This window comes from Rhodoferax sp. RT5P35 (genome assembly GCF_056521385.1).
On record NZ_JBWMAX010000012.1, the window covers coordinates 39,357 to 53,289 of the forward strand.

The window sequence follows — 13,933 nt, forward strand, 5'->3', positions numbered from 1 at the left end:
TAATATCCTTTTGAAGTTGGGTTACAAGTGTTTAGCCAACTTGTTGCCTAGCCTAAGTAAACCTTGATAGGAGTTAAAATGCGTAGATTCATGATTGCTGTTGGTACAGCCACTTTGCTTGCCTGCGGCCTTACAGCCAATGCTGCAACAAATGCGGGTGACCTGGTCCCCCTTGGCGAAGCTGGTTTTAGTACGCTCACATACTATTCCCCTGGCAGCTTCAATGAAGTTTTTTCATTTGACATTACCAGCCCAAGCGATTCGTTTAGCGCACTTGCATACAAAACTAGCCTAAACTCATTCAGCTTGATCAGCAGCTTCAAGGCCGTTCTGACTGGTGACAACGGTTTTTCCACCTTCTTGGCCTACTCTGCAGGCGCAGCAGGAAACACTTACACCCAATCACTTGATTACGCGAGCAACTTGGCAGCAGGCCACTACGACCTCACTTTTACTGGAACTGCGTCCAAAGCAGGCAATTTTGTGGTGTCACTAGCGGCTCCAGTGCCAGAGCCTGAAACCTATGCCATGTTGCTCATGGGTTTAGGTATGGTAGGAATGATTGCTCGGAGACGAAGTAAACAACTTAAGGCATGATGAGCCTCCTATTAAAAAGGGATTGCGCTGGAATCCTTTTTTTCTCTGCAATAGACTTTTTACACACTCAACACTTTATCCATAGGTGTCCAAGTCAATATGCGGGACTACCGACTTGAAGAGCTGCATTGAATTGTTGACAGATAAGGATAGCGTTACACCTGTGATGCTGTGTAGCTCATGATTTATCTCAAGTACATTAACCAATGGCTTTTTTCCGTCATAGCTAGCCTCACTTTCCTAACGTGATAACTGTTTGCGCACTAGATGAAATTTGGTACTGAGCCATTTGAACAGTGTCGTACAGATGACGGGGCTTTGCTAAAAGATGTAACTTGAAGTAATGTTTTAGCAACTAAAAGTATGGAGTCCACAATCGTGCATAGAACATGTGTCCACGATGCTTCTCTCTACTGTCTGAATGCCACATTAATCACCCAAGACTGTTTTATAACAACAAGACGCAGGGTAATCGCAGTTGTGCTACCACATAGCGTAATAGCACTACGCCAATCGATCTCGGCCAGCAGTTCTCCCCGTTACACAAAGCAGCCGCCAAAGTCAAGCAACGTTTCAAATAAAAACCATGACTTGACTGAGCGCGAGATCGAAATGCTATCTTCACGGGCCAAATACCAGACCGACTCAAGATCGGCAACATCTGTCGATAAGTGAGTTCATAGTAAAAAACCACATCCAGCGCATTTTTAAGAAACTGGAGGTAGGCGATAAGAAGCTGGTTGCAGGTAAATTTGAGGCACTTTTTAAACATGCATAATGGAGCGCAATTAGGTTAAACCCGATACATAAAATCAGCAGAACTCACAACGCATGCTTGCAAACCGCCTACTTCGACTGGCCACCATGCCTTTTTTTTACTGCTCGCTGACGGCTTTGGCACAAGTTGAAGACACACTCCAGCTCAGAGCAGGGTGTGAGTTGCAGACAGACAGCAATCTTTTCAGGCTTCCAGCCAGCCGATTGGCCCTCGGCGGAGTGCCCAGTGAAACAGAACACATCAATGTTTCAACCTTAGGCCTCAGCATCAACAAGCCTTACAGCCTGCAACGCTTCGCTCTAGACCTAGGCCTCATCAATTCACAATACCAAAACTCAAGCTACCTCGATTTCGTCGCACGCAACGCCAGCGCTGGCTGGTTTTGGAGCGTTACACCCCGGCTACACGGTAATGCGACCACTATACGTACGGAATCACTAAGTAGCTTTGCAGACAATCAGACGGTCAACGTTCGCAACATACAAAAAAATACCAGTAGCCGCTTTGATGCAACCTATGACCTTAACGGGGCATGGAGCGTGCTGGGCGGAATTTCGCACACTGCTCAAAGCAGCGTACAGCCTGTTGCGGCCGAGGGTGAAACATCGTCGATGCAAAGTGATGCTGGGCTGAGCTATTCTTGGGCATCGGGCACCAAGCTGACTTACGCATTCAAAAACACAGTCGGCAAATACACCAACCGCTCCCTGGATCCGACACTTCTGTTTGACGATGGCTTTAACCAACATGACAACGAACTCAGACTGCGCTGGATAGTAACTGGCAAAAGCACAGTCGATATCAAATCGACGTATGTAAGCCGTACCCACCCACACTTTGCCGAACGTAATTACAGTGGATTTAACACTGGGGTAGGACTTAATTGGGCTATTTCGGGTAAGTCTGGACTTACTACTTCCTGGGCGCGGGACTTATCCAGTTACCAAGACAACAGAACCAACTTCACGCGTACGGATAGCCTATCGCTGACCCCTTCTTGGCAGATAAGCACCAAAACAGCCATCAAAGCCAGCTACTCCATAGCCAGACGAGATTACCTTGATTCCCCGTCAGGCTTTGGATCGAACTCACGCAGTGACGTAACGCGTGACGCAAGCATTTCGTTTGAATGGCTTCCCTACCAAAACATCGTCCTTAGCACCTCATTACAAAGCGCTAAGCGCTCCTCCAACCAAGCAGGCCTAGACTACAAAAGCAAGATGGCCTCATTAAAAGTCCAGTACAGCTACTAGCCCGCAGAAAACTATGTCTAATCAACTACGTTTTACGCTTCGCTTGTTGGCAATAGCTCTCAGCCTGGGGCTATCTGCCTGCAGCAACGGCGAAGACCCCAAAGTGGCAACCCAGGTAGCCGCCAAAATAGACTCTGAAGAAATATCAGTTCATCAAATAAACCAAGTACTAAGCCACACCAATTTGGCCGATGCCTCGCCGCAGGCAGCGCAACATATGGGCAGGGAGATACTTGAAAAACTAATTGACCAGCAACTTGCTATCAACCAAGCGACAGATAACAAGCTTAACCGAAGCCCTGAAGTCATTGCAGAAATAGAAGCAGCCCGCAGAGATGTGCTCGCTAAGGCCTACTATCGTCAAGTAACTAGCGGCTTGGTGAAACCTACCCAAGAAGAAGTAAATAGGTACTACGCAGAGCACCCCCAGCTATTCTCGGCCCGGCGCATATTTAACGTGCAAGAAATTACCACACCGGCGGCTACAGGCTTGGCAGAAAAATTACGCAACTATGTTGCAGATGGCAAAACCTCTGAAGAAGTTTCAGTTTGGTTAAAAAGCAAAAATATCCATACTGGTATTAGTAGCACAATCCGCGCCGCCGAACAAATTTCACTCGACGTTTTAGAAAAAATCCAGCCCCTTAAAGATGGACAAGGTATCGTCATAGAAAATGCCAATATGATTACTTTTTTACGCATCGCGTCTTCCCAACCTGCCCCCCTAACTGAGAATATCGCGCTGCTACGTATTGAACAGTTTCTGACCAATAAACGTGCTGGAGATGCCATATCGACCAAACTGAAAGAATTGCGTGCCAATTCGCACATAACGTACATGGGCGAATTTTCGAAAACTGCATCCACTAAAAATATACTATCTGCACCCCCTCCCCTTGCAGTAAATACTGAGAAAAGTGTGGATGGGTTTAAGTAGTATGCGTACTTCAAATATCTCAATCTATAAGGCAACCGGAAAACCCCCATGACACACCGTCTACTTCGACTAGCACAGCTTACGCTAGCGACTTTTTTATTATTTTATGGCCCAAATACGTGGGCGCAATCGCAACCCGATTATTCCCTAGGTGCCGGTGACTCCATCCGCGTGCAAGTATTTCAAAACCCCGACCTGACTGTAGAAACCCGTGTTTCTGAAAACGGCGAAATTACTTATCCTTTAATCGGTACCGTTGCATTAGGCAGTCTATCCATCGCGGTAGCTGAGAAAAAGATTGCCGATGCCTTGCAAAACGGAGGCTTCATCAAAAAGCCCCAGGTCAATATCGTATTGGTGCAGATCCGCGGTAACCAGGTTGCAGTGCTAGGCCAGGTTACGCGTCCAGGACGTTTTGCGCTAGAAACAGCAAACACCCGGCTCAGCGACATGCTGGCAATGGCCGGCGGTGCTACACCCATAGGCGATGACATTGCAGTTGTTACAGGCCTGCGTAACGGCAAGCCTTTTCGAAAACAGATCAACATCCCCTCTATTTTTCTAACAGACAAAATACAAGACGATATCGTCTTACAAGGTGGCGACAGCATCTACGTCGACAAGGCCCCGGTTTTTTATATCTATGGTGAAGCACAGCGCCCCGGTGCCTACAGAATTGAAAGAAACATGACTGTCATGCAAGCCCTGGCTTTAGGCGGCGGCATAACAGCGCGCGGCACCGAAAAGCGCCTGCGCCTAGATCGTAGCGCCACCGATGGAACCATCCAGCATATCGATCCCAAATTGACCGATACCATACAGCCGAATGACGTAATTTACGTCAAAGAAAGCCTGTTCTAAACCGAGCATCCATGCCATGACGTTTCAACAATTTTTGATAATTCTGCGTGCGCGCTACAAAATAGTGTTGCTTATTTTTGTATTTACTGTGGTGGCAACAGTTGTTATCAGCCTGCTGCAAGCAAAGCAATACACCTCAAGTGCAGCGGTAGTGGTAGATGTGAAATCACCAGACCCCATGAGCGGCCAAATACTTCAAGGCTTGGCGGCACCAGGCTACATGTCAACCCAAATTGACATTATCAACAGCGACCGGACGGCTAAAGCGGTTGTGAAATTGTTGCGCATGGAAGAGAGCCCCGCGATTCGCCAGCAGTGGCTAGAGGCCACCAAAGGCAAAGGCCAACTCGCTGATTGGCTGGCAACAGCTTTACAGAAGAGTCTGGACGTAAAGCCTTCAAGAGACAGCAATGTAATCAACATCACCTACACAGGGACCGACCCTGACTTCATCGCTACGACAGCCAACGCCTTTGCCCAAGCCTACATAGACGTTAACCTCGATCTCCGCTTGGCCCCAGCTCGGCAATACGCGGTATTCTTTGAAGAACAAACCAAAACCGCACGCGAAAAATTGGAAACAGCCCAGCGCGCACTGTCTGACTACCTGCAAAAGAACGGTATTACATCAGCCGAGCAACAAGTTGATTTTGAGACCACCAAGCTAAACGAAACCTCCAGCCAGCTTACAGGTGTACAAGGCCAAACCACCGATAGCCAAAGTAAACGCCAAAGCACCAAGACAGATACTTTGGCGGAGGTAATGCAAAGCCCTCTCATCAATGGACTAAAAGCAGATATTGCAAGACTCGAAGCTACGCTGATGCAAAACAATATCAACCTAGGTAAAAACCATCCCCAAACGTTGCGCTCTGAAGCAGAACTGGCCACCCTCAAGGGCCAGTTAGATAGCGAGACACGCAAGATCACCACGTCGATCGAAACAGCTTACCAAGTCAGCAAACAGCGTGAGCAACAGCTACAAGGCGCACTGGCAAACCAGAAAGCCCGTGTACTGGTACTGAATAAGCAACGCGACGAGCTCAACGTACTGCGCCGCGATATTGAGTCTGCCCAGCGCACCTTTGAAGCTGTCAGCCAACGCGCCTCGCAAACCAATATGGAAAGCCAAGCCAACCAGACCAATATTGCCATGCTGAACCCTGCAGTAGCCCCCACAAAACCATCCTCACCACGCTTGGCATTTAATGCACTCGTTTCGATATTTTTGGGTATTTTGCTGGGTGTGGGTACCGCGTTAGTGCTGGAGCTCACACATCGCCGCGTGCGCTCTTCAGATGACCTTTCGGAAGCGCTTGGCCTGCCAATGCTGGGAACGATTGCATCTGCAGCTGGCATGCTTAAACACGCCAAAGGAGCCAGTGCATGAACACCCTTGTTAACGACGCGACCCGCTCAATAGGCGATATTCTGGTAGCAACAGGTCGTCTGTCTATTGCAGATGCCGCGCGCATTACGCAGCACCAGCAAAAAGAGAATCTCAAATTCGGCGATGCTGCCATTGCGTTGAAATTGCTCACCAAAGAACACATTGACTTCGCGCTCTCTCTGCAATTCGACTACGCCTACCTGTCGGACAACGACACCAGCCTCAGCCCTGAACTGGTAGCTGCCTACAAACCTTTTAGCCGCGTTGGTGAAAACCTGCGAGCCGTGCGCAGCCAATTGATGCTGCGCTGGTTCAACACCGACCCCGCCCGTAAAGTACTTACAGTGGTCAGCCCCGACAAAGGCGAAGGTCGCAGTTTTATTGCAGCCAACCTAGCCATCGTGTTTGCCCAGCAAGGTGCACGCACGCTACTGATTGATGGCGACCTGCGCGGCCCATACCAACACATACTGTTCAAATTGGTAAAGAATGCAGGCCTGTCGGGCATTTTGGCTGGTCGTGTAGGGCTAGAGGTAGCGCGCCCAATACCTAGTCTGCAAGGTTTGTGCGTTCTACCAGCGGGTGCTACCCCCCCTAACCCACAAGAACTTTTGGGTCGTACGGCCTTTGCCAGCCTATTACAGGTAGCGGCAGAAGCGTTTGACATCATCATCATTGACACACCCGCAGGTGCCATTTATGCGGATGCAGAAATCATCGCTGCACGCACTGGCGCTGCCTTGGTAGTTACGCGCAAAAACCAGAGTTTGCTAACCAACACAGTAAAACTCACCCGCCGACTCCAAGATGGCGGTGTAGCAATGGTGGGGGCAGTGCTCAATGATGACTAAACGCCCTGCAGCCCAAGCACGACCAGACGCGTACCAGTGAGTCCACTCCTACCCCAAGTACATGCCATCCACATCCCCAAACCTCTGCGTGCAGAGTTGGTGGAATGGATGCCTGTCATTATGGGATTGGCGGTGCTATACATACCCAGCCTTATAGACCTGTTCTCCGGCGTATGGAGCCAAGCCGAACAAAAACACGGCCCCATCGTTCTCGGTATCGCTATATGGCTGATTTACCGTAATTGGTCCAAGATGCAGCATGCCAGCCACAACAAAGCAGCTAACCATTGGGGGTGGCTAGTGGCCATTACCGGCCTACTGTTATACACACTTGGCAGGTCTCAAGACATATTGATGTTTGAAGTAGGCTCGATGGTGTGGCTACTGGTCGGCAGTATCCTGCTTATGCGCGGAACTGCTGCACTCAAAGCCCAATGGTTCGGGCTGTTTTTCATGCTTTTTATGGTGCCACTGCCCGCTGCTGTGGTCGATACCGTAACCATGCCCATGAAAATGGCCGTGTCGTACGTTGCGGAGCACATTTTGTTTTGGGCCGGCTACCCCATAGGCCGCTCAGGTGTCATATTACAAATTGGCCAGTACATGTTGCTGGTAGCAGATGCTTGCGCAGGCTTGCACACCTTGCTCACGCTGGAAGCTCTGGGCTTGCTGTATCTGAATCTAGTGCGCCGCGACTCCGCATTCCGCAACCTGGGCCTCGCCATTTTGATAGTGCCCATCTCATTCACTGCCAACGTCATCCGCGTCATGGCGTTAACACTGATTACTTACCATTTAGGTGATGCGGCAGGCCAAGGTTTCCTGCATGGCTTTGCGGGCATGGTGCTGTTTGTCAGCGCCCTGCTGCTCATCATCGGATTCGATACGCTGCTACATGCAGCCGAAGCCTATTATCCGCAGCGTAATACCTCTACAGGTATAGCCTGATGAGCATCCCCCTCAAAAGCCTCGCTTTATTGGGTTTGATGCTGATTAGCGCTGGCCTAGCAGCAGCACTGCATCCTAAACAAAGCATGGCCGACCTGCGTCCGCCCATTGCCCTGCAATCTATAGTGCCCACCTTATTTGGAGATTGGAAACAGCTACCCGAAGGTCTGATCCCCATTGTTGATCCACTACAAAAAACGGTGGCTAAAACCAGTTACGACCAAACACTGGCACGCACTTACACTAACAGCCAAGGCTACCGCATCATGCTGTCTGTCGCCTACGGCAAACGCCAACGGGGTGAGTCTCAACTGCACCACCCAGAACTGTGCTATCCCGCACAAGGTTTTGAAGTGCAATCCAACAACATTGGCAGCTTGGCCACGCCCTATGGCTTGGTGCCTGTTCGACGTCTTGAGACGCAACTTAACCAGATCCGTATCGAACCCGTGACCTACTGGGCAATGGTGGGCAACCAAGTCGTGCTGGACAGCGTGCAACGTAAGCTGGTCGAAATGCGTTACGGGCTACAAGGAATGGTCACTGACGGTCTGCTTTTTCGCGTATCCAGCATAGACACTTCGCCCCGCAACGGCTTTGACCAGCAAGCTGCATTTGTTGCTGCGTTACTAGCTGTGCTACCCCCCACAGACCGCCAACGCATTGCAGGCATCTAGCTGAAATATGCATTCGCCATCTTCCGGGTATCCATATATGACCCCAAACAAACACCAACTTTTGTCTCCAGACCCAACACCAGCCTATCCAGCACGGCTCGTAACCTGCATTTTGATCGCGTCGGTTTGCTATCTTTCGTTTTTGAGCTTCCTAAATGCTAGAGGGATTACTGCATCTGCTGCACTGGTGGGTGCTACCGAAGCACTTATTTACGCTAGCTGCCTTTACGTAATACGGCACCACTTGCCACTGTCTACCATAGCATTTAGTTTTTGCGCATTTTCTTGGTTACTTCTCGCTTGGTTAATACGGCAAGCGCCAGACCTTAAAGGTGTTCGAGATTTAATCATTCCCATTCTATTCTTTAGCCTCGGGCGATACGTGGCAGATCGAGATTTTGCAGACCGTCTTTTAAAAATGATCACCTGTGTCTTGATGGCCGTAGGGTTATTTGAAGCCTTTTTTGAAGATGCCTACGCCAACTTGTTCAACACATTTTCTTTTTATAACAAGACTGGTGGTATCAGCGAAAATGCAGCCATGTTTGGCGGACAAATGTTAACACTAAACGGTTACCGACCTGAAGGTATTGGCCGAACCATTCTTCCACTCCTTCTAGGTCCACACCGGGTCTCTTCGCTTTTGATGGAGCCAGTTGGACTGGGAAATTTTTCTGTCATCCTTATAGCTTGGGCACTGAGCAAACCATGGGCAGAAAATCGTAAAAACCCTATCTTCATTATCGCTGCAACATTCCTCATTGCCCTTAGCGACTCGCGCTTTGGCCTCATGATGGCAGGCATATTAATAATAATGCGTCTATTCCCCATACGTATGCTAAGCAAAATTTCACCGGCCATTCCTTTTATTATTCTAGTATTTGTACTTGGCGTGGCTTCTACCAACCGTTTGGACGGCGATAATTTTTTGGGGCGCATAACTTGGAGTGGCTTAGAAATATTAAATTTTGATTGGAAGCTTTTAATGGGTCTGTATGGGAAAATGTTGAACTATGGTGATATGGGTTACGCCTACTTTATATCTCGATTTGGTGCCCCGTTATCGATAGGCTTTATCGCTGTCATTTTTTTGATTCCAATGACTAACCAACGCGGCACGTGGTTTCGAACCCTAGTTGTGCTGTACATATTTTCTAATTTAGCCATCAGTGGCACGTCTATTTTTGCCCTAAAAACCGCTGGACTAGTATGGTTCTTGATGGGTGTGCTGGTCGATCCTCCTCTACCAGCTAAGCCTAAACATAATGCGCTTCGCCCTATGTCACCTTACACGCCCAACGTGTACAAACCACCTTATGGGTTGGCAGCAATCAATAACCCAAACAACCTTTCGCCAGTTAATGGGAATCGTGTATGAAAGTCGCTCACGTCGTTCGCCAGTACCTGCCATCTATCGGCGGCATGGAAGAAGTGGTGCGCAATCTGGTGCAACACCAGCACACTCAAACTGTCTATAAACCTTACGTCGTAACGCTAGACCGGGTGTTTCGCGAGCCCAACCAGACCGTTCCAGCGCATGAAACATTGGACGGCATACCGGTACACCGCCTTCCCTATAGCGGGTCTGAACGCTACCCCTGGTGCCCGCAGGTGCTAAAAGCCCTGCGCGAAGCAGACTTGGTACACGTGCACGGAGTGGACTTCTTTTTTGACTTTTTGGCGTTGACCCGTCCCTTGCACTGCAAGCCCTTGGTGGCATCGACCCACGGCGGGTTTTTCCATACGGCATTTGCCCAGCGGCTCAAACGCTTGTTTTTTCATAGCATCACACGCACTTCTGCCAGAGCTTACAGCCGTGTTATTGCCACCAGCGAAAACGATGGCGACATATTCGGTCAGATACTGAAGGCACCCCGGCTCCAGGTCATTGAAAACGGCGTGGATATACAAAAATTTGACAACACGGCCTCGCCCACGCTGCAGCCCGCACTGATTTACTTTGGCCGTTGGTCGGTTAATAAAGGGCTGATGGAAACCCTTGATCTGCTGGCTGCCTTGTGTGCAGATCAGCCCAAAATCCCTTGGCATCTGACGATTGCCGGTCGTGAATACGACCTTACAGCCGAGGCCATGCTCGACTACGCCATTCGAAAAGGTGTAGCTGATCGGGTCAGCATTGTCCCCGGCCCCACGAACCAAGACCTGCGCATGCTGATATCTCAGGCCAGCTACTTCATCTGCATGTCGCACCATGAAGGCTTCGGGATTGCACCCATTGAGGCCATGAGCGCCGGACTGGTGCCCATCTTGAGCGCTATTCCTCCATTTAAACGTCTTGTCAGTAGTAGCGGTATCGGCCTGATACTTTCCGCTACTAACGCGGCCACCCAGGCTCGACACGTAGGCGAATGGCATGCCATGCATATGCAGGAGCTAAACAATGGCAGAGACCACCGTACTGCGACACGCAGCGCTGCAAAGGCTTACTCCTGGAAAGATGTTGCCGAACGCTACACACTGCAATACGACCAAGTACTGGAGGCGGCTCGATGACACCATACGTCACATTTTTGCTCGGCCATATCTCCAAACGCCTTGTGCCCATTCTCTGCACGCTATGGATAGTGCTTGGTAATGCACAGGCGAGCTGCTTAGACCAGAAACGTCTGCTCGGTGTCAATCTGTCAGGTGCGGAATTTGGACACGACCGCATACCAGGTATCGTGAATAAAGACTACATCTATCCGTCACGCAAAGACTTAGCCCACTTCAAAAGCCAAGGTATGAACATCGTGCGCGTACCCTTTCTCTGGGAGCGCATACAACGGCAGACCAACGGGCCACTAGAGGCTGCAGAAGTTGAGCAACTGCGCACAGTGATCAAGTGGGCACAAGACATGGACGTTTGTGTGCTGCTGGACATGCACAACTACGGTGGCTACCAAGGCCGGGTACTTGGCAGTGCCAACCTGCCGGCCAGTGCCTTTACGGACGTATGGCTAAGGCTGCACCAAGCATTTGACAACCCAGAAGAAACCGCTTTTGGGCTGATGAACGAACCTTCTGCCCTGCCTGTATCTCAATGGATGCAAATAGCCCAACAAACCGTGCTGGCCCTGCGCGAAGCAGGAACACGCAACCTGCTGCTAGTGCCCAGCGGACGTTGGAGTGGTGCACATGAATGGGATAAGTCTTTTGACGGCGTTAGTGCTGCAAATGGTTTTCGCAATTTTCATGACCCATTGAATAACTTTGCGATTGAACTGCACCAGTATGCAGATACAAACTATTCTGGCCAGAGTTCAAAATGTATTGATCCAGCACGCTTACGCGAAATCATGCTCCGGGTCACAACTTGGGCAAAACAAGAAAAGAAACGTTTTTTTCTAGGTGAGTTCGGTGTAGCCCCATCAACTGACTGCCTTGCCATACTAAAGACTATGCTGGAGTCCATGCAAGACAGCGATGCATGGCTAGGTTGGACTTACTGGGCGGCAGGACCATGGTGGGGAGATTATCCCTTTAGCATCCAACCCAAAGAAGACCGAGCAAGTGCGCAGTTGTCTATTCTTCGTTTATTTTTACCAAAAGAATAAAAATACGAAAAACCAGAATATCAATAAAAATATTAATTAAAATATAGCCATGCCTAAATCAATATTATCACTCATCACCTGCACACTTGGACGTCAGGATAAACTTGAACGCCTCCTAAAATCTCTTTCCTTGCAAAATCCAGAATTATTTGAACTGGTATTAGTCGACCAAAATCCGCCAACTTTTCTAGATAAAACCATTGCACCCTATTTATCAAAATTTACAATTAATCACTTTCACACAGCAAAGGGTTTATCGCTTGGCAGAAATGCAGGTCTTGATGCAGCTCAAGGTAACTTCGTTGGATTTCCTGATGACGACTGCTGGTATCGACCTGGCACAATAGAAAAAGTAATAGAACTTTTTAATAACTCTAAAAACGCAGAATTTATCACAGGTCGAACTTTTGACAAGGATAATATACAGTCAGTAAGCCCTACATTTGAAGAAGAAACAAAAATAACACGATCTAATTATCTCTCATGTGGTAACTCTAACGCTATTTTTGCAAAAACTGAAGCAGTACGCCGATTAAATGGATTTGACGAACAATTTGGAGTAGGTGCAAAGACCCCCTTTCAGAGTGGAGAAGAAGCGGATCTACTGCTGCGCGCGGTCGATAAAAATATGAAACTCATATATACACCAAATTTAATTATTCACCATGATCAAGTACAAAAAATTGATCCCGTAGCTTATATAGAAAGAGCTGAAAAATATGGTGCAGGTTTCGGTGCATTAATGAAAAAGCATGATTTTGGTCTAATAACGGTGAGTTCGCGAGTTTCCCGTAGTGCGGCACGTGGGTTTCTGTATTTCTGTTTACTTCAGTTTACGGAAGGTCGTTACAAGTTAGCATGGGCCAAAGGAATAGCACATGGCTATCGCCTCTGGCCGTTACCAGATGAATCATTAGAAAATAAAAGGGGGAAATAAATTGCGCTATTTGGTTATTACTGCACACCATGACTACCGGACGCCCCGAAGGTCGAGTATTCACTTTATTACAGATGAATTGGCCAAGCGTGGTAAAGTTAATTTTTTCTCGCTACGGTACAGTTTCCTCTCAAAATATAAAAACGATATACGCACAGCCATTAATCACAATGCAAATAAAATAGAATTGTACAATGGCGTAGAGTGCTATTTATGGAAGACGCTACTTCATCCATTCAATTTAAAATATAAATTTTTTCGACCACTTGAAAATATTTTATTTTTCATTTACGAAAAATTTCCTAACAATACTTTAGTAAATTGGATTTTGCAGGCTGACATAGTAATTTACGAAAGTGGGATTGCCCCCATTTATTTTGAACTAGCAAAAAAAATAAACCCAAAAGCCAAACACATATATCGTGGATCAGATGATTTGGCAACAATCAACATTTCTAGCTATGGGCATAGAAAGTTTTTAAAAGTATCCCCTAAAATGGATGCACTTTGCCTTCTGTCAAGTTTAATGGCAGAAAATATACCCAGTAAAAATAACGTTTATCTGGTCCCAAACGGACTTGATCTAAATTTAAATGAACAAGGTGATCCTTCACCTTATGGAGAAGGAATACACGCTATTTCTATGGGCTCAATGCTTTTTGATCCCTCATTTTTCGAATATGCCAGTCATGCGTTCCCTAAAATTATCTTTCACGTCGTGGGCTCCGGCCATGCACGATCAGAAAGCTATGGAGAAAATGTTAGAGTTTATGGCGATATGAAATATTCGGAAACCATCAGATATATCAAGCATGCCCACTTTGGCATAGCACCCTATATTTCTGAAGATGTACCCGTTTATTTGGCGGATAGTTCATTAAAAATGTTGCAATACGATTTTTTTGGATTACCCACTGTTTGCCCTAAAACGGTAACAGGAAAATACAAGTCTCGCGTTGGATATACCCCAGGAAATAACAACTCGATCAAGGCGGCCATTGATGCCGCGATGAAAATGCCCCATGAGCGCTCACGAAAAATTCTTTCCTGGTCTGAGGTTACAGATCGCCTAATAAATCCAACGACCTTCAAAGACACAAAAATCTAAATTTCAAAATTAATAACTCAATCAGTATTAATAAGACTT

General features: G+C 47.8%; 13 protein-coding genes. All 13 read left to right on the top strand.

The features are described from left to right. Window positions 1-78: 78 nt before the first annotated feature. On the top strand, window positions 79-597 hold the full coding sequence (locus tag AC097L_RS18130) for an FxDxF family PEP-CTERM protein (RefSeq protein ID WP_479587963.1): 519 nt from the start codon (window positions 79-81) through the stop codon (window positions 595-597). Between the two features lie 864 nt (window positions 598-1,461). Then, the gene (gene epsL / locus AC097L_RS18135; RefSeq protein ID WP_479587965.1) at window positions 1,462-2,628 is read left to right on the top strand and encodes an XrtB/PEP-CTERM-associated polysaccharide biosynthesis outer membrane protein EpsL; all 1,167 of its coding nucleotides are present in this window, start codon (window positions 1,462-1,464) and stop codon (window positions 2,626-2,628) included. A gap of 13 nt (window positions 2,629-2,641) precedes the next feature. Next, window positions 2,642-3,565 (top strand): EpsD family peptidyl-prolyl cis-trans isomerase, encoded by a 924-nt coding sequence (locus tag AC097L_RS18140; RefSeq protein WP_479587967.1) that lies wholly within the window; start codon window positions 2,642-2,644, stop codon window positions 3,563-3,565. A gap of 48 nt (window positions 3,566-3,613) precedes the next feature. Further along, a complete protein-coding gene (epsE, locus tag AC097L_RS18145) occupies window positions 3,614-4,426 on the top strand; it encodes a polysaccharide export protein EpsE (protein WP_479587969.1) in 813 nt (270 codons plus the stop codon). Window positions 4,427-4,442: 16 nt separating this feature from the next. After that, window positions 4,443-5,816, top strand: a complete 1,374-nt coding sequence (gene epsF, locus AC097L_RS18150) for a chain length determinant protein EpsF (protein WP_479587971.1) — start codon at window positions 4,443-4,445, stop codon at window positions 5,814-5,816. After that, entirely contained in the window at window positions 5,813-6,667 is an 855-nt protein-coding gene (gene epsG, locus AC097L_RS18155) for a chain length determinant protein tyrosine kinase EpsG (protein ID WP_479587973.1), read from the top strand. Before epsF ends, epsG begins: the two co-directional genes overlap by 4 nt. A 108-nt stretch (window positions 6,668-6,775) precedes the next feature. Next, window positions 6,776-7,615 (top strand): exosortase B, encoded by an 840-nt coding sequence (gene xrtB, locus AC097L_RS18160; protein ID WP_479587974.1) that lies wholly within the window; start codon window positions 6,776-6,778, stop codon window positions 7,613-7,615. Beyond that, on the top strand, window positions 7,615-8,292 hold the full coding sequence (gene epsI / locus AC097L_RS18165; protein WP_479587976.1) for an exosortase-associated protein EpsI, B-type: 678 nt from the start codon (window positions 7,615-7,617) through the stop codon (window positions 8,290-8,292). Before xrtB ends, epsI begins: the two co-directional genes overlap by 1 nt. Before the next feature lie 37 nt (window positions 8,293-8,329). Further along, on the top strand, window positions 8,330-9,670 hold the full coding sequence (locus tag AC097L_RS18170) for a polysaccharide polymerase (RefSeq protein WP_479587978.1): 1,341 nt from the start codon (window positions 8,330-8,332) through the stop codon (window positions 9,668-9,670). After that, window positions 9,667-10,806: a glycosyltransferase family 4 protein gene (locus tag AC097L_RS18175; protein ID WP_479587981.1), complete on the top strand. Its 1,140-nt coding sequence runs from the start codon at window positions 9,667-9,669 to the stop codon at window positions 10,804-10,806. Before AC097L_RS18170 ends, AC097L_RS18175 begins: the two co-directional genes overlap by 4 nt. Further along, complete coding sequence (locus AC097L_RS18180) at window positions 10,803-11,849, top strand: glycoside hydrolase family 5 protein (RefSeq protein WP_479587983.1); 1,047 nt, start codon at window positions 10,803-10,805, stop codon at window positions 11,847-11,849. The genes AC097L_RS18175 and AC097L_RS18180 overlap by 4 nt, the downstream gene beginning before the upstream one ends. A 49-nt stretch (window positions 11,850-11,898) precedes the next feature. Beyond that, complete coding sequence (locus tag AC097L_RS18185) at window positions 11,899-12,786, top strand: glycosyltransferase family 2 protein (protein ID WP_479587985.1); 888 nt, start codon at window positions 11,899-11,901, stop codon at window positions 12,784-12,786. Window positions 12,787-12,796: 10 nt separating this feature from the next. Continuing rightward, window positions 12,797-13,894 (top strand): GumK N-terminal domain-containing glycosyltransferase, encoded by a 1,098-nt coding sequence (locus AC097L_RS18190; RefSeq protein WP_479588173.1) that lies wholly within the window; start codon window positions 12,797-12,799, stop codon window positions 13,892-13,894. The last annotated feature ends 39 nt before the right edge of the window (window positions 13,895-13,933 follow it).